Source organism: Amycolatopsis eburnea, assembly GCF_003937945.1.
Classification (GTDB): Bacteria; Actinomycetota; Actinomycetes; order Mycobacteriales; family Pseudonocardiaceae; genus Amycolatopsis; species Amycolatopsis eburnea.
This window is the reverse complement of record NZ_RSEC01000061.1, coordinates 381905-405918: the sequence shown is the minus strand read 5'-3', so window position 1 is coordinate 405918 and position 24014 is coordinate 381905. Positions and strand designations below refer to the sequence as shown.

Sequence of the window (24014 nt, the reverse complement as noted above, 5' to 3'; positions counted from 1 at the left end):
TTCACTCGTCGGCGGTCACGGCGAGCCCGGCCAGCACGGCGCGGGCCAGCTCCGCCACGTGCGGCGGTTCGACCATGTCCCAGTGGTGGCCCGAAACCGGCGTCACCGTGAGCTCGCCGCGCGTGCGGGCGCGCCAGCTCTCCGGCCGCACCTCCGGGCGGCCCTTCACCGGGTGGGTGCCGGTGGAGGTGATGAGGTGGATCCCGGTGTCGACGACCGCGCGGCAGCGGTAGGCCTCGACGGCGTCCTTGCCCGCCAGGTAGACCCGCGCCATCTGCTCGACGACGGCGTTGCCCGCGACTTCGCTCACCATGCCGCGGTCACGGGCTTCGGCGAGCATCTCGTCGAGCGTGTCGACAGCGCCCGGGGCCAGCTTCAGCACGGCTTCGCCGAACCAGGCCAGCGGATCGCTGGTGTCCACTTCGGGCAGCGGGTTGCCGTAGTCGTCCACGCCGAGGACGGTCGCGTCGATGACGCACAGGTGCTCGACGGGCCGGCCCGCTCTTTCCAGCTGGGCGGCCATTTCGAACGCCACCGAACCGCCCTGCGACCAGCCCGCGAGCCGGATCGGCCGGTCCCCCACCACGGGCAGCAGGTCCGCCACGAACGCGGCGGCCAGCTCCTCGATGGTGTGGACCGGGTCCTCGCCGGGCGCGAAACCGGGTGCCTGCAGGCCGAACACCGGCAGCGCGGGGTCCAGTTCGGCCACGAGCTGCAGGTACGGGAACGGGCTCCCGGCGGTCGGCGGCAGCAGGAACAGCGGCGCGACCCCGGCGCGGCCGGGTGAGAGGGGCACGACCAGTCCCCCGCCGTGGTCCCCGGCCCGGATCGAATCGGCCAGCGCCCGGACCGTCGGCGCGCGGAACACCTCGGCCAGGCCGACGGTCGCGCCCAGCTCGGCCTTGATCCGGTCGACCAGCACGACGGCCAGCAGCGAGTGGCCGCCGACGTCGAAGAAGCCGTCGGTGACGCCGACGCGGCGGCCGAGCAGGTCCTCCCACAGCTTGGCCAGCGCCATTTCCAGCTCGTCGCGCGGGAGCACCCCGGACGTCGACACCGGTGCGGCTTCCGGAGCGGGCAGGGCGACGCGGTCGATCTTGCCGTTGGACGTCAGCGGCAGCGTGTCCAAAGTGGTCAGCGTGGCCGGGACCATGTACTCCGGCAGCCGCTCGGCCAGGTGCGCTCGCAGCGCGTCGGCGTCCACAGTGGACGGCGCGACGTACCCGGCGAGGGCGCCGTCGCGGACCACCGCGACCGCCTCGGTGACGCCGGGGCCGCCGACCAGCGCGGCCTCGATCTCGCCCAGCTCGATGCGGTAGCCGCGGACCTTGACCTGGTGGTCGGTGCGGCCGACGAACTCGAGGCGCCCGTCCGGCAGGTACCGGGCCAGGTCGCCGCTGCGGTAGAGGCGGCCGGGGCCGAACGGGTTGGCCACGTACTTGGCCGCCGTGAGGCCCGGGTTGCCGGCGAACCCGCGGGCCACTCCGGCGCCGCCGGCGTACAGCTCGCCGGTGACGCCGACCGGGACCGGCCGCAGGTGCTCGTCGAGGAGGTAGACCTCGGTGTTCCAGATCGGCCGTCCGACCGAGATCGGCGTGGTCACGCACTCGGCGGCGGGCAGCAGGTTGATCACGTTGGCCACGGACGTCTCGGTGTGGCCGTATTCGTTGGCCACGCCGACTTCGGGGGCGTTCTCGCGCCAGAACTCCAGCGCTTCCGCGGTGAGCTGCTCGCCGCCGACGACCAGGTGCGCGGCGGCTCCGGCCGCTTCCGGCGCGAGGCACCGGCGCAGCGGTTCGAGGTGAGCCGGGGTCAGTTTGACGAAGCTGAACTTCCGGCCACTGGACAGGACGTCGGCGAGCCCGGCCACCGGGTGCTCGTCCTCCGGCACCAGGGTCACCGTCGTGCCGCACAGCAGCGGCAGGAACAGCCCGGTGACGGTGAGGTCGAAGGCCAGCGACGAGTGCACCGGGGCGCCGTCGCCCTCGTCGGCGCGGTAGGCCTGGCGACACCAGTCGAGGTAGTGCAGCACGCCGCGGTGGCTGATCATCACGCCCTTGGGGCGGCCGGTGGAGCCGGAGGTGTAGATGACGTACGCGAGGTTTTCCGGGTCGACGACCGGGTCCTGCCACGGCACGGGGTCGTCGGCGACCGGCTCGTCGGCCAGGAGCTTGACCTCCCCCAGGTCTTCCCCGGCGAAGCGGCGGGTGGTGACGAGAACGCGGGCGCCGGCCTGGCGGAGCATGTACTCCTTGCGGTCCTGCGGGTACGCCGGATCCAGGGGGATGTAATGGCCGCCGGTCTTGAGGATGGCCAGCAGCACCGGGAGCAGCAGCGGGCCGCGTTCGCAGAGCACGCCGACCGGGGTTTCGACGCCGACGCCGTGGGCGCGCAGCCGCTGGGCCAGCCGGGTGGCGCGGTCCTCCAGCTCGGCGTAGGTCAGCTCGGTCTGTCCACAGCGGACCGCGACAGCGTCCGGTGTGGACGCGGCCTGCGCGGCGATCCGGCCGTGCACGGTCCCGCGCAGGTAGGGCTCGGCGGTGTCGTTCCACGTCCGGAGCAGCAGCTCGCGCTCGCCCGCGCCGAGGATGTCCACTTCGGACAGCCGGACGCCGGGCTTCTCGGCGAGTTCGGTGAACAGCCGGACGAAGTGCTCGCCCATCCGCGTCATCCGGACCTCGTCGAACAACGCGGTCGCGTACTCCAGCACGCCTGCCACGGAACCGTCGGCCTGGCGGACGAAGGAGATCATCAGGTCGAACTTCGCCGTCGTCGACGGGAGGTCCACCGGCGACACCTTCAGCTCGCCCAGGTCCGGCGAGCCGGTCGAGGAGTCGTAGACGGCGAACATGACCTGCACGACCGGCGTGTGCGCGAGGTCGCGCTCCGGCGCCAGCTCCTTGACCAGCCGCTCGAACGGCAGGTCCTCGTGCGCCTGGTCGGCCAGCCGCGCCACGCGGACGCGGTCGGCCAGTTCGGCGAAGTCCGGGTCGCCGGAGAGGTCGCCGCGGGCGACGACGGTGTTCACGAAGAACCCGACCATGTGCTCCAGCTCGGCCCGCCCGCGCCCGGCGACCGGGGTGCCGACGGCGATGTCCGTACGCCCGGTGTGCCGCCCCAGCACGACGTACGCGGCGGCCAGCAGGGTCATGAACGGTGTCGCGCCCGTGCTCTTCCCCTGGTCGATCACGGCGGAGGCGGCGGCCGCGGGAATGGTGAACCGGACCGACGCGCCGTGGTGGTCGCGCTGGGCCGGGCGCGGCCGGTCGGCGGGCAGCTCCAGGGTTTCCAGCCCGGCGAGCCGCTCCTTCCAGTACGCGAGGTCGGCCGCGTGGGCGTCCACTCGCGACTGTTCCCAGGCCGCGAAGTCCGCATAGGACAGTTCGACCGGCGGCAGCTCCGCGCCGGTGTAGAGCTTGCGGAGGTCGTCCATCAGGATCGGCAGCGACCAGCCGTCGCAGGCGATGTGGTGGACGTTCAACGCGAGCACGTGCCGGTCCGGTGCCTCGCGGACGAGCAGCGCCCGGAACACCGGCCCGGTGGCGAGGTCGAACGGACGGCCGACGTAGTCGGCGAGGATCGCGTCCAGGTCGCCCTCGACGACCGGCAGCTCGACCGGGGCCGGAGCCCCGATCACCTGGCGCAGCCGGTTGTCCTCCGCGGTGTACGTCGTGCGCAGGATCTCGTGCCGCGCCACCAGGGCGTCGAGCGACCGCCGGAGCGCGTCGACGTCGAGCGCGCCCTCCAGCCGGAGCAGGAGCGGCACGGCGTACTCGGCGCTGTCCGGGTCGAGCCGGTCGAGGAACCACAGGCGCTGCTGCCCGGCCGAGAGCGGCAGCGGGGCGCCGCGGTCGGCCCGGCCGAACGCCCTCGCCGGCGTGGCGGCCCGGCCGCGCAGCCGTTTCGCGAGCACCGCGGCCCGCAGCCGGGCGGCGCGGTCGGCGTCCGCCTCCGGGCGGATGTCGAACGTGGTCATGCGCTGGCCTCCTCGGTGAGGGAGTCGAGGAGCTCCTGCTCGGACATGCCGGCGAGCTCGGCCTCGATCTCGGTGTGGACCACGGCGGCGAGCGCGGCGACCGTGGTGGTCTGGAACAGCACGGGCAGGGAGAGGTCCACCCCGAACGCGGCCTGCAGCCGCATCCGGACCTTGGCGGCGAGCACGGAATGCCCGCCGAGGGCGAAGAAGTCGTCGCCGAGCCCGACGCGGGGCACGCCGAGCACCTCGCTCCAGATGTCGGCGATCAGCTGCTCCTCGGGGCTGCCCGGGGCGACGTAGTCCGCCGTCTCCTCGGCCGGTTCGGGCAGCGCGGCCCGGTCGAGCTTGCCGCTGGCGTTGACCGGCAGCTCGTCGAGCACGACGAACGCGCTCGGCACCAGGTGCTCCGGCAGCCGATGCCCGAGGAACTTCCGCAACTCGGCGGCCGTGACGTCGCCGGTCACGTAGGCGACCAGCCGTTTCTGGCCGGCCGGGTCCGGCTTGGCCAGCACGACCGCCGCCGTGAGCGCCGGGTGGGCCCGCAGCGCGGACTCGACTTCGCCGAGTTCGATGCGGAAGCCGCGGATCTTGACCTGGTCGTCGGTCCGGCCGAGGAACTCCAGGTCCCCGGCGCGGGTGCGGCGGACGAGGTCGCCGGTGCGGTACATCCGCCCGCCCGCCGGGTTCGCCACGAACCGGCTCGCCGTCAGCCCCGGCCGGCCGAGGTAGCCGCGGGCGAGGCCCGGGCTCGCGACGTACAGCTCCCCCGCCACACCGGGCGGCACCGGCTGGAGCCGGTCGTCCAGGACGTACGCCCGCGTGTGCCGCAGGGCCTGGCCGATGGTCACCGGGGCGCCCACCACGAGTGGTTCGGACACCGTCGAGACGACCGTGGCTTCGGTCGGGCCGTACATGTTGAGCATCCGGCGGCCCGGCGCCCACTTCGCGACCAGGTCGGGCGGGCAGACGTCGCCGCCGACCACGACCGTCCGGAAGTCCGGCAGGTCCGCGTCCTCGACGGTGGCCAGCGCCGCGGGCGGGATCAGCGCGTGCGTCACGCGGCCCTCGGCGAGGACGTCCCGCAGCTGGTCACCCAGCAGCGGGCCGGGCGGGGTGACGACCAGGGCGGCGCCGGTCATCAGGGACGCGCACAGCTCGAGGATCGACGCGTCGAAGCTCGGGGACACGTACTGCAGCACCCGGTCGCCCGGGCCGACCCGGTAGGCGTCGATGGTGTTGGCCACCAGGGTGCCGAGGCCGGCGTGGCTGACGACGACCCCCTTCGGCCGTCCCGTCGAACCCGACGTGTAGATCACGTACGCCGCGTTCTCCGGTTTCACTTCGACGCCGAGCGGTCCATCGTCCTCTGTGGACTCCGGCAGCTCCCGCAGCGTGAGCACCGGATCGGCGTCGTCGATCATGTACTGGACGCGCTCTGCCGGGTAGCCCGGGTCGATCGGCAGGAACGCCGCCCCGGTCTTGACCACCGCGAGCTGTGCCACGACCAGGTCGGCCGAGCGCGGCAGCAGCAGCGCGACCACCGTTTCCGGCGCGGCCCCGCGCTCCCGCAGGACCCGCGCCACGCGGTTGGCCGCCGCGTCCAGCTCGGCGTAGGTGAGCGAATCCGGCCCGGCCACGACGGCCGGGGCGTCCGGTGTCCGCCGTGCCTGCGCTTCGACGAGCCCGGCGAACGTGCCGCCCGGGGCGCCGCCGGGCAAGGGCGCGACCTCGGCCGCGTCGAGCATCGGGACGCGGTCGACCGGCCGCGCCGGGTCGGCGGCGAACCCGGCCAGCAGGCGCAGGTACCGCTGCGCGAACGCGGCGACCGTGTCCTCGTCGAACAGCGCCACCGGGTATTCGAGGACGCCGCCCACTTCGCCGGAGACCTGCTCGCGCAGCACCATGGCGAGGTCGAACTTGGCCGCGCCGGTCTCGACGCCGAGGGGCTCGCAGTCGAGCCCGGCGAACTCCCAGCCACCCACGGACACCGTCTGCAGCGCGAACATCAGCTGCACCAGGGGGTTCCGGCTCGGGTCGCGGTCGGGCCGCAGCTCGGCCACGACCCGGTCGATCGGGACTTCCTGGTGGCTGAAGGAGTTCAGCGCCGTCTCGCGGACCCGTCCGAGGAGTTCGGTGAAGCCGGGCGAGCCGGTCAGGTCGGCCCGCAACGCCAGGGTGTTGACGAACTGGCCGATCAGCCGCTCGGTGTCCGGGTGGTCCCGGCCGGCGACCGGGCTGCCGATCGCGAACTCGCGCAGCCCGGTGTGCCGGGACACGAGCACCTGGAACCCGGCCAGCAACGTCATGAACAGGCTGGCGCGGGCTTCCGCGCCGACTTCGCCGAGCCGGGCGGCCAGCTCCGCGGGCACGGTGAACTCGTACCGCGCGCCCCGCGGGTCGCGCACCGGCGGCCGCGGGCGGTCCGTCGGCAGCTGCACCACCTGCGGCACGCCGGCCAGCTGCGTCCGCCAGAACTCGACGTCCGCGTCGCTCGGCTGGGACCAGGCCGCGACGTCGGCGTACTGCACCGGCAGCGGCGGCAGGTCTGCGCCCGCGTAGAGGTCACGCAGCTCGTCGGCGAGGATGCCTTCGGACCAGCCGTCGAGCACGATGTGGTGCGCCGAGAGGACCAGCACGTGGTCGTCGTCGGCGAGCCGCCCGAGGGCCGCGGCGAACACCGGCCCGGTGGCGAGGTCGATGCCCCGCACCGCCAGGAACGGCTCGATCTCGTCGATCTCGCTGACCGGCAGCGGCACCGGCCCGACGGGGTCGACGACCTGCTTCGGCTCGCCGTCGATCTCGACGAACCGGGTCCGCAGGATCTCGTGCCGCTCGACCAGCTTCGTCAGCGCGGCGGCGAGCGCGTCGACGTCCAGCGGACCGCGCAGGCGGACCGCGTTCGGCACCAGGTACTCCGCGCTCGACGGCGCCATCCGGTCGGCCAGCCACATGCCGACCTGGACCCCGGCCAGCGGCGCCGGGCCGTCGGGCCGCTTCGGGATGGCCTCGAACTCGCGCTTGGTGGCGCGGGCGACGGCGTCGGCGAGTTCCGCGACCGTGGGCGAGTCGAAGATCAGCCGGATCGGGATGTCCGCCGAGAGCCGCTTGCGCAGCTCGGCGACCACCCGGACGCCCAGCAGGGAGTGCCCACCCAGGTCGAAGAAGTTGTCGTCGGCACCCACGCGCTCGACGCCGAGGACGTGCTGCAGCACTTCGGCGACCAGTTCCGCGACCGGGCCTTCCGGAGCGCGGTACTCGGCACCGGCGGCGGCCGGTGCGGGCAGCGCCTTGCGGTCGATCTTGCCGCTGGTCGTCGTCGGGAACTCGGGCAGCACGCTCAGCGCCGTCGGGACGAGGTACACCGGCAGCCGCTCGCGCAGCTGCTCGCGGATCCCGGCCTCGGTGAGCGTGACGCCGGCCTGCGGGGTGACGTACCCGGCGAGCCGCTTGTCGCCCGGCACCGGCTGCCAGACCGTGACCGCGGCTTCGCGGACGCCGGGCAGCTCCAGGAGGACCTGCTCGACCTCGCCGGGCTCGACGCGGATGCCGCGGATCTTGACCTGCGAGTCCTGGCGGCCGAGGAAGGTCAGCGCGCCGTCGGGGGTGCGCAGGCCGCGGTCGCCGGTGCGGTAGAGCCGCTCGCCGGGCACGAACGGGCTGGCGAGGAACGCCGACGCCGTCTTGACCGGGTCGCCGAGGTAGCCGCGGGCCAGGCCGACGCCGCCGATGAACAGGTCGCCGGGGACGCCGACCGGGACCGGCCGCAGGTGCTCGTCGAGAACGTGGATCCGGTTGTTGGCGATCGGCGAGCCGACGCTCACCGAGCCCGCACCGTCCACATCGGACCGGAGGCAGGCGCGCATGGTCGAGTCGATCGAGACCTCGGTGGCACCCCACTGGTTGTGCAGGGTCGCGTGCTCGCCCAAGCGGTCGAAGAACAGCTTGAGCAGTTCCGGCTGGAGCGCCTCGCCACTGGTGATGACGTTGCGCAGCGGCTTGAGCGCGGCGCGGTCGGCCGGGGTCAGCTGCTCCAGGAACAGCGTCAGCATGCTCGGCACGAACTGCAGGTTGACCACGCGGTGCTTGACGGCGCCCTCGAGGATCGCGGCCGGGTCGCGGTGCAGGCCCGGCGGGATCAGCGCGACCCGGCCGCCGACGATGAGCGGCCACAGGCATTCGACCGCGGCGTCGTCGAAGACGAGGGTCGTCTTCTGCAGGACGGCCTCGCCCGGCCGGAGCCGGTAGGTGTCCTGGTGCCAGCGCAGCCGGTTGACCCAGCCGCGGTGGGTGCTGGCGACGCCCTTCGGTTTCCCGGTGGAGCCCGAGGTGTAGTAGATCGACACCAGGTTGTCCGGGTGCGTGGTGTCCGGCAGCTCCGGTGCCGCACCGTCCAAACCGGACACTTCGAGGAACGTGACGTCGGTGCTCCGCGGGGCGGGTGCGCCTTCGTTGATCAGGCAGACCGGCGAGTGCGCGTCGCCGAGGATGCCGAGCACCCGCGGTTCGGGCGCGTCGGTCTCGATCGGGACGAACGCGCCGCCCGCCTTGAGGATCGCGACCAGGCCGACGATCAGGTCGATCGAGCGGTCCATCCGCAAGCCCACCGGGACGTCCGGGCCCACGCCGTGCGCGGCCAGCCGTGCGGCGAGGACTCCCGCCCGGCGTTCCAGCTCGGCGTAGCCGATGCTCTCGTCGAGGTATTCGACGGCGACCGCGTCCGGGGTCCGGCGGGCCTGCTCGGTGATCAGGTGGTGCAGGCAGACGGTCTCGTCGTAGGCGACGTCCGTGTCGTTGACGCCGTGGACGAGGTGGTCCCGCTCGGCCTCGGTGAGCAGGTCCAGCTCGCCGACCGGGGTGCCCGGCGCTTCGGCGATGCGGGCCAGCAACGTCGTGAAGTGGCCGGCGAGCCGCTCGATGGTGGTGGTGTCGAACAGCGCGGTCGGGTACTCGAAGATGCCGGTCAGGGCGCCATCGGCGTCCTGGGCGAGCGCGAGTTCGAGGTCGAACTTGCTCACCCGCGTGTCGACGGCGAGCTTCTCGACGGCCAGCTCCGGCAGCGCCCAGCCCGCCTCCTCGTTGTTCTGCAGCGCGAACACGATCTGCACCAGCGGGGTGCGGGTGAGGTCGCGCTGCGGGCGCAGCAGCTCGACGATCCGGTCGAACGGGACGTCGTCGTGGTCGAACGCGGCGAGGGTGCTCGTGCGGACCCTTCGCAGGAGTTCGGTGAACGCCGGGTCGCCGGTCAGGTCCGCGCGCAGCGGCACGGTGTTGACGAAGTGCCCGATGAGCGGCTCGGTCTGCGGGTGGCTGCGGCCGGACACCGGGGTGCCGATCGCGAAGTCCCGCATCGCGGTGTAGCGGCTGATCAGGACCTCGAAGGCGGCCAGGACGGTCATGAACAGGCTGGCGCCGTGCTCGGCCCCCAGCGTGGCCAGCCGGCTCACCACGGGTGCCGGGACGCGCACCGGGACCTTGGCCCCGGCGATGTCGCGGGTGAGCGGGCGCGGCCGGTCGGCGGGCAGCTCGGCGACGTGCGGCATGCCGTCGAGCGCCTGCCGCCAGAACGCGAGCCCGGCTTCATCGGACGCCGCGGCCTGCCACGCGGCGACGTCGCCGAACTGCACGGGCAGGGCGGCGGGCCGGATCCCGGCGTAGTGGTCCCGCAGTTCCGAGGCCAGCACGCCCATCGACCACCCGTCGGCGACGATGTGGTGCAGCAGCAGGACGAGCACGTGGTCGGTGTCCGACACCCGGCCCAGCGCGGCGCGGAAGACGGGCCCGTGCTCGAGGTCGAGCGGGGTGTCCACTTGCGACCGCACGAAGGCCTCGACGTCGGCCACGTCCGTGACCGGCAGCGGGACCGGCCGGACCGGGTCCACGACCTGCGCGGGCTCGCCGTCGACTTCCACGAACCGGCTCCGCAGCACCTCGTGCCGCGCCACCACCGCGGACAGCGCGCCCGCCAGCGCCTCGACGTCGAGGTCGCCACCGATCCGCAGGGCCAGCGGGACGAGGTACTCCGCCGAGCCCGGGGTGAGCCGTTCGGCGAACCAGAGTCCCCGCTGCACCGGCGAAAGCGGCGTCCGGGCCGCCGCCGCGCGCACCGGGATCGGTTCGAAGTCCACAGTGGACGCTTCGGGCACCAGCCGGGCCAGCGCCGCGATCGTGGGTGCTTCGAACAGCGCCCGCACCCCCAGCCGGACGCCGAACTCCGTGCGCATCCGGCCGGTCACCTTGGCCGCCAGCAGCGAGTGCCCGCCGAGGGCGAAGAAGTTGTCCGTCACCCCCGGTTCCGGCACGCCGAGGACGTTCGCCCAGATCGCGGCGAGCGCGGTCTCCACGGCGTTCCGCGGCGCCACGTGCCCGGCGACGGTCTGCTGCGGCGCGGGCAGCGCGGCCCGGTCCAGCTTGCCGTTGGCGGTCCGCGGCAGCTCGGCCAGCGGCACGATCGCCGACGGCACCAGGTACTCCGGCAGCCGCGCGGCGGCGAACTCCGAAACCGCGGCCGGGTCGGCGGTGCCGACGACGTAGGCGACCAGCACCCCGTCCCGGACCACGACCGCCGCCTGCGTGACACCCTCGTGCGCGGCCAGCACGGCCTGCACCTCGCCGGGTTCGACGCGGAAGCCGCGGATCTTGACCTGGTCGTCCGCCCGGCCGGCGTAGGCCAGCACGCCGTCGCCGGTCCACCGGGCGAGGTCACCGGTGCGGTACAGCCGCTCCCCCGCCCGGAACGGCGACGCCACGAACCGCTCGGCCGTCGCACCGGGCTGCCCGAGGTAGCCGTGCGCGGTGCCGACGCCCGCCAGGTACAGCTCGCCGACGACCCCGGCGGGCACCGGCCGCAGCCGGGCGTCGAGGACGTAGGCGTGCTTGCCGGTCAGCGGCCGCCCGATCGGGACCGGGCCGTCGATCGCCGTGACCTCGTGGAACGTGCTGAAGCCCATCGTCTCGGCCGGGCCGTAGCCGTTGACGACGGCGACGTGCGGGTACTCGCGCAGGACCTTCGCCAGGTGGGCGGGCGAGGCCGCCTCGCCGCCGGTCAGCGCGCGGCGGACCGTCCCGAACACCGCCGGGTGCTCGTCGACCAGGAAGTTGAACAGGCTCGCCGAGACGTCCAGGACCGTGACGCCGTGCGCCAGTACCAGGTCTTCGATCAGCGCGGGCTCGGGGCGCTGGCCGGGCTGGAGCACGACCGTGCCGCCGGCCAGCAGCGGGCCGAGCAGCTGCGTGCCGAACGCGTCCCACGACACCGGCGCGCACTGCAGCCAGACGTCGTCCGGGCCGAACCCGGCGTAGTCCTGGCCGGTCAGCGTGCCCACGACGGCGCGGTGCGGGGCCGCGACCGCCTTGGGCACACCGGTCGAACCGGAGGTGAACATGACGACGGCGAGGTCGTCCGGGCTCCCCGGCAGGCCAAGCACGCCGCCGTCGCGGACGGCGATCGCGGCCGCGTCCGCCACGACATCGATCCGCCGCCACGGCAGCTCGCCGCCGTCGGTGAGCACGACCGCGGCCGACGTCCGGCGCAGCGCGCCGACCAGCCGTTCTTCCGGGAAGTCGGTGTCCAGCACGGTGTAGGCGGCCCCGACCTTGAGCACGGCCAGTAGCGCGACGGCCAGCCGCGGCGAGCGTCCGATGTGGACGCCGACCAGGTCGCCCCGGCCGACCCCCTCGGCGATCAGGTGCCGGGCGAGCCGGTTGGCCTCGGTGTCGAGCTGCCGGTAGGTCAGCGCCGAGCCCTCGAAGACCAGCGCGGGCGCGTCCGGGGCCCAGGCTGCCTGCCGCTCGACCAGCTCGTGCAGCCGCAGCGCCGGCGCGGTGACCGCGGTCGTGCCCTGGGCCAGCAGCGCGGCGCGTTCCTCGCCGGTGAGCAGGTCCAGCTCGGTCACCGGCACGTCCGGCGTGGTGACGGCGGCGGTGAGGAAGCGGGCGAACCACCGCGCGATCGAGGCGGCGGTGGCCGCGTCGAACAGGTCGGCCGCGTACTCCAGCTGCCCGGTCAGCCCGGCCGGGCTGCCGTCGGCCGCGTGGTTCTCCTCGATGCCCGCGGTCAGGTCGAACTTGGCGACGTCCCGGCGGACCGCGACGCCCTCGGTGACCAGCCCCGGCAGGCTCAGCCGCGCGGTAGTGTTGTTCTGCAGCACCAGCATCACCTGGAACAGCGGGTGCCGCGCCGCCGAACGGGCCGGGTTCAGCTCCTCGACGACCCGCTCGAACGGGACGTCGGCGTGCGCGAGCGCGGCCAGGCCGGCGTCGCGGACGCGAGCCAGGAGCTGCCGGAACGTCGGCTGCCCGGAGACGTCGGTGCGCAGGACGAGGGTGTTGACGAAGAACCCGGCGAGGTCGTCCAGCGCGGTGTCGCCGCGGCCGGCGACCGCGGTGCCGAGCGGGACGTCGTCGCCCGCGCCGAGCCGCGACAGCAGCGCCGCGAACCCGGCCTGCAGCGCCATGAACAGCGTCGCGCCGCCGTGGCGGGCCAGCTCGGCCAGTCCCATGTGGACATTGGCGTCGAGGGCGAACTCCACCGAGCCGCCCCGGTGGCTCGCGACGGCCGGGCGGACCCGGTCCGCGGGCAGGGCCAGCTCCTCCGGCGCCCCGGCGAGGGTGTCCCGCCAGAACGCCAGCTGACCGGCGATCTCGCCGTCGTCGAGGACTTCGCGCTGCCACAGGGTGTAGTCCGCGTACTGCACCGGCAGCGGCGCCCAGCCCGGTGCCTCACCGTCGACGCGGGCCGCGTAGGCGGTGGCCATGTCGCGCCACAGCGGCGCGGCGGACCAGCCGTCGGACGCGATGTGGTGCAGCACCAGCAGCAGCACGTGGTCGTCAGCGGCGACCGAGACCAGGTGTGCCCGGATCGGCAGCTCGGTGCGCAGGTCGAAGACGTGCGCGGCGGCCTCCGCGAGGACGTCGTCCAACCTGTCCTCAGTGGACTGGGTGAACGTCCACGGCACCGAAGGCGCGGTCAGGATCTCCTGCCACGGTTCGCCTTCGTGGGAAGGGAACACCGTCCGCAGCGACTCGTGCCGCTCGACGACGTCGGCCAGCGCCGCCCGCAGTGCGGCAACGTCCAAGGTGCCACGCAGGCGCAGGGCACGCGGGACGTCGTAGCCCGCGTTGGGCTCCTCGGCCTGGTCGACGAACCACAGCCGCTGCTGCGCGAACGACAGCGGCAGCCGCCCGGGCCGCTCGCGCCGCGTCACCGGCGGACGCGCCGGAGCCGCGTCGCCGAGGACCTCGGCGAGCCCGGCAACGGCCGGGGTGCGGAACAGGTCGCGGATGCCCAGCTCGACGCCGAGCACCGCGCGGACGCGGCCGATCAGCCGGGCGGCCAGCAGCGAGTGCCCGCCCAGGTCGAAGAACCCGTCGTCCAGGCCGACCTCGTCGAGGCCGAGCACCTCGGCAAAAAGTCCACAGAGGACGTTCTCGGTGACGGTCCGCGGCCGGCGCCGGGACCCCGCGGCGAAGTCGGGGGCGGGCAGCGCGCGGCAGTCGAGCTTGCCGTTCGCCGTCCGGGGCAGCTCGGCCAGCGGCACGATCGCCGACGGCACCAGGTAGTCCGGCAGCCGCTCGGCCAGGTACGCCCGCAGCGCGGCCGGTTCGGCGGTGCCGACGACGTACCCGATCAGGCGCCCGTCGCGGACGACGACCGCGGCCTGCTCGACGCCGTCGTGCCGGGCCAGCACCGCCCGGACCTCGCCGGGCTCGACGCGGAAGCCGCGGACCTTGACCTGGTCGTCGGCGCGGCCGACGTACTCCAGCACGCCGTCGGCGCGCCAGCGGACGAGGTCACCGGTGCGGTACATCCGCTCCCCCGGCACGAACGGCGAGGCCACGAACCGCTCGGCCGTCGCCGCGGGCAGGCCGCGGTAGCCGTCGGCGAGGCCGTGCCCGCCGAGATACAGCTCACCCGTGACGCCGGGCGCGGCCAGCGCCAGGTGCGCGTCGAGGACGTAGGCGCGCTTGCTCGCGACCGGCCGCCCGATCGGGATCGCCGTGCCGGTGAGGTCGGCCCCGGTGATCGGGTGGAACGTCGTGTAGCCCATGCTTTCGGCCGGGCCGTACCCGTTGATCAGCTCGACGTCCGGGAACTCGCGCAGCGCCTTCGTGACGTGCTCGACCGACGCCGGCTCGCCGCCGGTCATCGCGCGGCGCAGCACGGTGAAGACCTGGGGCTCCTGGTCCAGCAGGTAGTTGAACAGGCTCGCGGACGCGTGCAGCACGGTCACGCCGTGCTCGGCGACGAGCGCCGCGATCCGCTCCGGCTCCGGGTTCTGGCCCGGCTGCAGGGCCGTGCGGCCGCCGTAGAGCAGCGCGCCGAACAGCTGGAGCGCGAAGCCGTCCCACGACACCGGCGCGCACTGCAGCCACACCTGATCGGCGTCGAACGTGGCGTAGCCCTGGCCCATCGTGGCGACGACCCCGCGGTGCGAAGTCGCGACGCCCTTGGGGACGCCCGTCGAGCCGGAGGTGAACATGACGCAGGCCAGGTCGGCCGGGGCCAGCTCGACGTCCGGGTTCGCCGTGTCCGGGTGGCTCGGCAACGAGTCGAGGACCCGCTTGACACCTGCCTGCTCGGTGACCGCGGCCAGGCGCTCGGCCGGGTAGCTCGGGTCGAGGAGCGTGTAGGCGGCCCCGGACTTGAGCACGCCGAGCACCGCGACCGCGAACTCGAAGCCGCGCTCCATCAGGACGCCGACCACCTCGCCGCGCCGGACGCCGTCGTCGAGGAGGTGGTGGGCGACCTGGTTGGCGCGGGCGTTCAGCTCGCCGTAGGTCAGCGACTCGCTCTCGAACAGGATCGCGACGGCGGCGGGGTCCTGCCGTTCGACGATCGTGTGCAGGCAGTCCACCGGCGCGTCGCTCACCCGCACGGCGTTCCCCGCGGCCAAGACGAGATCGCGCTCCTCGGCGGCGAGCACCTCGAAGTCCGCGACGGACGTCGAAGGCGCCTCGGCGATCTGCTCCAGCAGCCGCACGAACGCCGTCGCCAGGCGCTCGGCGGTGGCCGCGTCGAACAACGCCGTCGCGTATTCGAAAGCACCGGTGACTCCGTCGCCGTGGTCCTCCAAGGCGACCGTGAGGTCGAACTTGGCGACCGCACGGGCCACCTCGTACGGCTCGGTGTCCACTCCGGACAGTGCGACGGCCGGGGCGTCCTGCTGCAGCACCAGCATCACCTGGAACAGCGGGTGCCGGGCGGCCGAGCGGGCCGGGTTCAGCTCTTCGACGAGCCGCTCGAAGGGGACGTCGTCGTGCTCGAACGCGCTCAGGTCGGCTTCGCGGACGCGGTCCAGCAGCTCGGTGAACGCCGGGGCGCCGCTGAGGTCGGTGCGCAGCACGACGGTGTTGACGAAGAACCCGACGAGGTCGTCGAGGACCGGGTCGGGGCGCCCGGCGACCGGGGTGCCGATCGGGATGTCGTCCCCGGCGCCGAACCGCGCGAGCAGGGTGGCGAGCGCGGCCTGCAGCACCATGAACAGCGTCGCGCGCTGCCCGGCCGCCAGCTCCAGGAGCCGGGCGTGCAGCGCGGGCGGGATCACGACGGGCGCGGACCCGCCGGCGTGGTCGGCGGTGGCGGGCCGGACGCGGTCGTAGGGCAGCGCCAGTTCCTCCGGCAGCCCGGTGAGGGCGCCCGCCCAGTAGGCGAGGTCGGTGTCGAGTTCCCGTTGCCACAGCGTGTAGTCCGCGTACTGCACCGGCAGCGGAGTCCACTTCGGACCGTTGCCGTCAAGCCGGGCCGCGTACGCCTCGGCGAGGTCGCGCAGCAGGACCGGGATCGACCAGCCGTCGCCGGCGATGTGGTGGGTCAGCACGAGCAGGACGTGCTCGTCGCCTTCGCCGAACAGCCACGAGCGCACCGGCGGTGCGGCGGCGAGGTCGAACGGCGTCCGCGCGGCCTCGGCGACCGAGCCGGTCGCCACCTCGAACGGAACCTCGAACGAGTCCAGGATCACCTGGTACGGCCCGGCTTCGTCCTCGGCGTAGTACGTGCGCAGGGATTCGTGGCGGCCGGCCACATCGGACAGTGCCGCCGCCAGCGCGCCGGTGTCGACGTCGCCGCGCAGCCGCAGCGCGATCGGCATGTGGTAGGCGGTGTCCTCGCGGTCCATCCGGGCCAGGAACCACAGCCGCTCCTGGCCGGGGGCCAGCGGCAGGCGGTCCGGCCGCTCGCGCCGCGTCACGGCCGGACGCGCTTCGACCGCCGCGCCGAGGGTTTCGCACAGCCCCGCCACGGTCGGGTTCGCGAACAGCGCCCGCACGGTGACGTCGAGGCCGAGCACCGCGCGGATCCGCCCGGTCAGCCGGGTGGCGAGCAGCGAATGCCCGCCCAGGTCGAAGAAGCCGTCGTCGATGCCCATCTCGGGGACGCCGAGGACTTCCCCGAACAGTTCGCAGAGCGCGTGCTCGGTCGCGGTCCGCGGGAGCCGGCCCGCGCCGGACTCGATCTCGGGCGCGGGCAGCGCCTTGCGGTCGAGCTTGCCGTTCGGGGTCCGGGGCAGCTCGTCGAGCAGCACGAACGCCGAGGGCACCATGTACCCCGGCAGCGCGGCGGCCAGGTGCCGGCGCAGCTCCTCGGCCTCGACCGGCTCGCTGGGCACGACGTAGGCGACCAGGCGCTTGTCGCCGGGCCGGTCTTCGCGGACGACGACGGCGCGCAGCGCGACCGCCGGGTGCGTGGCCAGCACGGCCTCGATCTCGCCCAGCTCGATCCGGAAGCCGCGGATCTTGACCTGGTGGTCGACGCGGCCGAGGAAGCGCAGTTCGCCGTCGCGGCGGCGGGCGACCAGGTCACCGGTGCGGTACATCCGCTCGCCGTCGGCGAAGGGGTTGGCGACGAAGCGGTCGGCGGTCAGATCGGGGCGGCCGAGGTAGCCGCGCACGACGCCGTCGCCAGCGAGGTACAGCTCGCCCGGGACACCCGGCGGCACCGGCCGCAGCGCCCGGTCCAGCACGTACACCTGCGTGTTGGCGATCGGCGTGCCGATGGTCGGCGCGCCTTCGCCGACGCGGGCGGTGGTGGACCAGATCGTGGTCTCGGTCGGCCCGTACATGTTGGTCACCGACGCGGCCCGGGCCCGCAGCGCGACCGCGAGGTCGTCCGGCAGGGCTTCGCCACCGACGAGGACGTGCACGCCGGAGAGGTCGACCGGCTCGGCGAGCAGCGCGTGGAACAGGCTCGGCGTCGCCTGCAGAAGCGTGACGCGGTCCTCCGCGAGCGCGGCCAGCGCCCGGGAGTCGCGGACGTCGTCGCGGCTCGCGAGGACGACGGTCGCCCCGGCCAGCAGCGGCGCGAAGATCTCCAGGCCGGCGATGTCGAAGCCGACCGTGGTGACGGCCAGCAGCCGGTCCCCGGCGGTGATGCCGAACCGGTCCACCATGTCCAGCAGGAAGTTCAGCAGCGGGCGGCGCGGGACGACGACGCCCTTGGGGCGGCCGGTCGAGCCCGACGTGAAGATCACGTACGCGGGGCTGTCCGGCGAGGCGGTGTGTCCGAGGTTCCCGGTTTCCCCGGCGAAGACGAGTTCGCCGGGGGTCAGCACGAGGGCCGGGTCGGCGTCCTCGAGCATCATCGCGATGCGGTCGGCCGGGTAGTCGAGGTCGAGCGCGAGGTAGCCCGCGCCGGTCTTGAGCACCGCGAGCATGGCGATGACCAGCTGCTCGTCCCGCGGCAGCGAGAGGGCGACGTACCGCTCGGGCCCGGCGCCGCGTGCGGCCAGGTGCCGGGCGAGCTGGTTGGCGCGGGCGTTCAGCTCGGCGTAGGTCAGCGTCGTCGCGCCGAACTCCAGCGCGGGCGCGTCCGGGGTGCGCGCGGCCTGGGCTTCGAACAGCTCGATCACCGAGGTGTCCGGGACCGGGATCGCCGTCGCCGCGTTGGCCGCGTCGATCGCCGCCGCTTCCGCCGGGGCCAGCAGGTCCACTGTGGACAGCGGTGCGGCGGGGTCCGCGACGGCCGCGGACAGCAGGCGGGCGAACCGGTCCGCGAGGTCGGCCGCGGTGCCCGGTTCCAGGAGGTCGGTGGCGTACTCCAGGTACCCGCCGATGCCCGCCGGGGTCCCGTCGGCGCCGGTGTTCTCCTCCAGGTTCAGGGTGAGGTCGAACTTCGCGGTCGCCGTGGCGACCGGCACGTCCGCCGCGGTCACGCCGGGCAGCGCCAGGTTGGCCGCCACGTTGTTCTGCAGCGCGAGCATGACCTGGAACAGCGGGTGCCGCGCGGTCGAGCGGGCCGGGTTGAGCCGCTCGACGATCCGTTCGAACGGGACGTCGGCGTGGTCGAACGCGGTCAGCGCGCGCTCGCGGACCCGGTGCACCAGCTCGGTGAAGCTCGGGTCGCCACCGAGGTCGGTCCGCAGCACGAGGGTGTGGACGAAGAACCCGACGAGGTCGTCGAGCGCGGCGTCCGGGCGGCCCGCGGACGGGGTGCCGATCGCGACGTCGTCGCCGGCGCCGAGGCGGGACAGGAGGGCGGCGAACCCGGCCTGCAGCACCATGAACAGCGTCGCGTGCTCGCCGCGGGCCAGCTCCAGCAGCCGGGCGTGCAGGTCCGCGCCGAGGTTCACCGGCAGGGTGGCGCCCCGGTGCGTGGCGACCGGCGGGCGCGGGTGGTCGAAGGGCAGGTTGATCTCGTCGGGCAGCCCGGCGAGCGCTTCGGCCCAGTGTTCCAGCGAGTCACCGGTCGAATCCTGTTGCCACAACGCGTAGTCCGCGTACTGCACCGGCAGCGGCGTCCAGTTCGGACATTCATTCGCGACACGGGCGGCGTAGGCGGTGGAGAGATCGCGCAGCAGCGGGGTGAACGACCAGCCGTCGCTGGCGATGTGGTGGGTGACGACGACGAGGACGTGGTCGTCACCTTCACGCCACAAGGCCGCGCGGATCGGGAGGTCAGTGGCGAGGTCGAACTCGCGAGCGGCGAACTCGGCGACGTCGACCGGTTCTTCGGTCCACGGCAGCTCGGTCAGCGGGCGGATCTCCTGACGCGGGACGCCGTCGACGTCCGGGAACACCGTCCGCAGGGCCTCGTGGCGCTCGACGACGTCGGCGAACGCCTGGCGCAGCGCGGCCACCTCGAGCGGACCGATCAGCCGCAGCGCGCGGGGGACGTTGTAGGTCGCGCCGGCCTGGTCGAGCTGCTCGACGAACCACAGGCTGCGCTGGTTCGACGACAGCGGCAGGACCTCGGGCCGCGGGCGGGCGACGACGGCCGGGCGGGCGGCGCGAGCGCTGTCGAGGACCGCGGCGAGGGCGGCGACGGTCGGCGCGCGGAAGACGTCCGCCACCCCGATCCGGGCGCCGAGCACCGCGCCGATCCGCGCGACCAGCCGGGCGGCGAGCAGGGAATGCCCGCCGAGGGCGAAGAACCCGTCGTCGACGCCGACGTCCGCGATGCCCAGCACGTCGGCGAAGAGTCCACAGAGGACTTCTTCCCGCGGGGTGCGCGGCGCGCGGCTCGTGCTCGTGCGCTCCGGCGCGGGCAGCGCGCGGTGGTCGAGCTTGCCGTTGGCGGTCAGCGGCAGGGCGTCGAGCAGCACGAACGCCGACGGCACCAGGTGCTCCGGCAGCCGCTCGGCCAGGTACGCGCGGAAGTCGGCCGGCTCGCCGACGACGTAGGCGACCAGCAGCTTCTGCCCCGGCCGGTCTTCGCGGACGACGACGGCGGACCCGGTGACGGCCGGGTGGGTGCCCAGCGCGGTCCGGATCTCGCCCGGCTCGACGCGGAACCCGCGGATCTTGACCTGGTCATCGGCACGCCCGACGTACTCCAGGACGCCGTCGGCGCGGCGGCGCACCAGGTCACCGGTGCGGTACATCCGCTCCCCCGCCTCGAAGGGGTTCGCGAGGAAGCGGACGGCGGTGAGGTCCGGGCGGCCCGCGTAACCGTCGGCGATCCCGCCGCCGGCCGCGTACAGCTCGCCGACGACGCCGGGCGCGACCGGGCGCAGCCGCTCGTCCAGCACGTACGCGCGCTTGCCGTGCAGCGGGACGCCGATCGGGATCGGCGCGCCGGTGAGGTCGGCGCTCGTGACGCGGTGGGAAGTCACGAAGATCATGTTCTCGACCGGGCCGTAGGCGTTGGTGAAGGCCACGTCCGGGAAGGACCCGACGGCCCGCGTGAGGTGCGCGACCGACGCCGCCTCCCCGCCGGTGTAGACCTCGCGGAGGTGCTCGAACACGCCGGGGTACTCGTCGAGGAGGAAGTTGAACAGGCTGGCGGAGAAGAACGCCGTGGTGACGCCGTGGCGCGCGACCAGCTCGGCGATGAGCGCGGGCTCGGGCTTCGGGCCCGGCTGCAGCACGCAGGCGGCGCCGGTGAACAGGGCGCCGAACAGCTCGAACGCGAAGGCGTCCCACGAGACCGGCGCGGTCTGCAGCCAGACGTCCCCGCCGTAGCCCTGGCCGAGGACGGTGGTGGCGACGGCTTCGTGCGAGGCGACGACGCCCTTCGGGGTGCCGGTCGACCCGGAGGTGAACATGACGCAGGCGGGCCCGGCCGGGGACACCGCGCGGTCCGGCGCGGTCGCCGCCGGCTCGACGGAGGTCAGGTCGTCGAGCACGAAGGGCGCGTCGACCTGCTCGGCCAGCAGCTGCCGCCGCTCGGCGGGAAACGACGGGTCCAGCAGCGTGTAGCCGCAGCCCGCCTTGAGCACGCCGAGGATGGCGGCGACCAGGTCCGGGCCGCGGTCGAGGCAGATCGCGACGATCCGCCCGGCCGGGACGCCGGTCAGCAGCGCGGCGACGCCGTTGGCGCGGGCGTCCAGCTCGGCGTAGGTGACGGCCTCGGCCTCGAACAGCAACGCGGTCGCGTCCGGCGTGCGGCGGGCGTGCCCCTCGATGACCTCGTGCAGCGTGACGGCCGGTGCGGCGGGCGCGAGCATGCCGCCGGTCGTGGCCTGGGCCAGCTCGGCCGTGTCGAGGAGTTCGAGGTCGCCGAGCCGGACACCGGGATTCTCCGCGACGGCGGCGAGGACGCGCAGCAGGCGCCCGGCCAGCGCGGCGGCGGTCTCGCGGTCGAACAGGTCGCTCGCGTACTCCAGCAGGCCGGTCAGCTCGCCGTCGCGCTCCTCGAAGATCGCGGCCAGGTCGAACTTCGCGTAGCCGATGTCGACGCGCTCGCCGGTGGCGCGGGTGCCGTCGATGTCCAGTTCGGCCGCGAGGTTGTTCTGCAGCACCAGCAGGACCTGGAACAGCGGGTGGCGCCCGAGCGAGCGGGCCGGGTTCAGCTCCTCGACGACCCGCTCGAACGGCACCTCGGAGTGCTCGAACGCGGCCAGGCACGTCTCGCGGGCCCGGTCCAGCAGCTCGCGGAACGTCGGGTCGCCGCCGGTGGCGGTGCGCAGGACGACGGTGTTGACGAAGAACCCGACGAGGTCGTCGAGGGCGGCGTCGGTGCGGCCGGCGACCGGCGACCCGACCGGGACGTCCTCCCCGGCACCGAGCCGGGTGAGCAGCGCGGCGAACGCGGCCTGCAGCACCATGAACAGGGTCGCGCCCGCGTCCGTGGCCAGCGCCGTCAGCTTCCGGTGGACTTCGGCGGGCACGTCCATGGCGACGACGCCGCCGCGGTGGCTCGCGACCGCCGGGCGCGGCCGGTCGGTGGGCAGCGGCAGTTCCTCGGGGGCACCGGCGAGCGCTTCGCGCCAGTACGCGAGGTCGCGGTCGACCGGCAGTTCGCGTTGCCACAGCGTGTAGTCCGCGTACTGGACCGGCAACGGCGTCCACTGTGGAGTGTCTCCGGCGAGGCGGGCCGCGTAGGCCTCGCCGACCTGGCGCAGCAGCGGCGCCATCGACCAGCCGTCGCAGGCGATGTGGTGCACGACGAGCAGCAGCACGGCGGTGTCGCCGGGCAGGGTGAACAGCGTGGCGCGGATCGGCAGCTCGCGGGCGAGGTCGAAGGCGGCCTCGGTGGCCGCGGTGAGGTCCCGGTCCAGAGTGTCCTCTGTGGACTCCTGGGAGGTCCACGGAACTTCGCCGCCGGGCAGGACGCGCTGCACCGGCTCGTCGCCGTCGCGGGTGAAGACCGTCCGGAGCGCTTCGTGGCGGGCGACGACGTCGCCGACGGCCCGCCGCAGCACCTCGGCGTCGACCGGGCCGGTCAGGCGGACGGCCTGCGGGACGTGGTAGCTCGCGTTCCGGGTGTCGGCCTGGTCGAGGAACCACAGCCGGCGCTGGGCGAACGAGAGCGGCATCGGCTCGGGCCGCGGCCGCGGGGTCAGCGGCACGCGGGCCGGGGCCGCGTCTTCGAGGAGTTCGGCCAGCCCGGCCGGGGTCGGCGCGCGGAAGACGTCGCCGATGGCCGCTTCGAGGCCGAGGGTGGCGCGGATGCCGGAGACGAGCTTCGCGGCGAGGAGGGAGTGGCCGCCGAGGGCGAGGAAGCCGTCGTCGATGCCGACGCCGTCGACGCCGAGGACCTCGGAGAACAGGGTGCAGAGCGCGGCTTCCCGCGGCGTGCGCGGGGCGCGGCCGGTGCGGGCGGCGGCCCAGTCGGGGGCGGGCAGGGCCTTGCGGTCGAGCTTGCCGCTCGGGGTCAGCGGGAAGTCGTCGAGCACGACGAACGCGGCCGGCACCATGTACTCCGGCAGGTTCTCCGCCAGGGCCGCACGCAGGGTGTCGAGGTCCGGGGCCCCGTCCGGCACGAGGTAGCCGACCAGGCGCTGGTCGCCCTCGCGGTCTTCGCGGGCCAGCACGCACGAGCCGCCGACGCCGGGCTGGCGGTCGAGGACGGCCTCGATCTCGCCCAGCTCGACGCGCAGGCCGCGGATCTTGACCTGGTGGTCGGTGCGGCCGAGGTAGTGCAGCGCCCCGGTTTCGTCCCAGCGGGCCAGGTCACCGGTGCGGTACAGCCGCTCCCCCGGCTCGAACGGGCTGGCCACGAACCGCTCGGCGGTCAGGCCGGGCCGGCCGTGGTAGCCGCGGGCCAGCTGGACGCCGGCGAGGTAGAGTTCGCCGGATTCCCCGGGTGCGACGGGCTGGAGCCGCGCGTCGAGGACGTAGGTGCGGGTGTTCCACACCGGACGTCCGATCGGGACGGTGGGGTTTTCCTTGCTGCACGCCCAATACGTGACGTCGACCGAGGCTTCGGTGGGGCCGTATAGGTTATGGAGTTCGACGCCGGGCAGGATGGCGAAGAACCGGGCCTGCAGTTCGGCGGGCAGGGCTTCGCCGCTGCACAGCACGCGGCGCAGTCCGGTGCAGGTCGCGGCGGCGGGGTCGAGCAGGAAGGCCTGCAGCATCGACGGGACGAAGTGGACGGTCGTGATCCGCTCGGCGCGGATCACCCCGGCCAGGTAGGCGGGATCGCGGTGGCCGCCGGGCCGCGCGAGGACCAGCGTGGCGCCGGTCAGCAGCGGCCAGAAGAACTCCCAGACCGAGACGTCGAAGCTCGAGGGTGTCTTCTGCAGCACGCGGTCTTCGGCGGTGAGGCCGTACTGGGCCTGGGTCCAGGCGAGCCGGTTGACGATGCCCTCGTGCGGCACCAGCACACCCTTGGGGCGGCCGGTGGAGCCGGAGGTGTAGATGGCGTACGCGAGGTCCTTTGTGGACACCTCCGGCTCGGTGACCGGGTCCGCGCCGCAGTCGACGTCGTCGAGGAGGATGGTCTCGGCGGCGAAGAGGTGTTCGTGGCGGGACTGGGTGAGCACGACCGGCGCGGCGCTGTCGGCGACCATGTAGGCGAGGCGGTCGGCCGGGTAGTCCGGGTCGAGCGGGACGTAGGCGCCGCCGGCCTTGAGCACCCCCAGCAGGGCGATCACCAGCTCGAGGGACCGGTCGGCGCAGACGCCGGTGAGGACGCCGGGCCCCACGCCCCGGTCGGCCAGGAGACTCGCGAGCCGGGCGGCCCGGTCGTGGAGTTCGCGGTAGGTGAGGGTTTCGCCCTCGAACACCAGCGCCGTCGCGTCCGGGGTGCGGGCCGCCTGCTCGGCGAGCAGCCGGGTGAGCGTGCGGCCCGCCTCCGGGACGTCGGTCGTGGTGTCGTTCCAGGCCGCCAGCAGCTGCCGGGCGTCGTGGTTCACGGTGATCAGCTCCAGTTCGTTCACTG

1 protein-coding gene and 1 pseudogene are annotated in these 24014 nt (G+C 74.0%); both read right to left on the bottom strand.

Annotated features, from left to right (window positions below; all coding sequences use genetic code 11):
- Window position 1: 1 nt before the first annotated feature.
- Window positions 2-3976 (bottom strand): non-ribosomal peptide synthetase, encoded by a 3975-nt coding sequence (locus tag EIY87_RS41170; RefSeq protein ID WP_125315381.1) that lies wholly within the window; start codon window positions 3974-3976, stop codon window positions 2-4.
- A pseudogene (locus EIY87_RS41165) lies at window positions 3973-24012 on the bottom strand (non-ribosomal peptide synthase/polyketide synthase); the annotation flags it as partial. The gene EIY87_RS41170 and the pseudogene EIY87_RS41165, both read right to left, overlap by 4 nt.
- Window positions 24013-24014: the final 2 nt, after the last annotated feature.

Excerpts from the sequence above, each read along its gene's own strand:
- EIY87_RS41170 (WP_125315381.1), bottom strand. The coding sequence starts at position 3,976 with ATGACCACGTTCGACATCCGCCCGGAGGCGGACGCCGACCGCGCCGCC.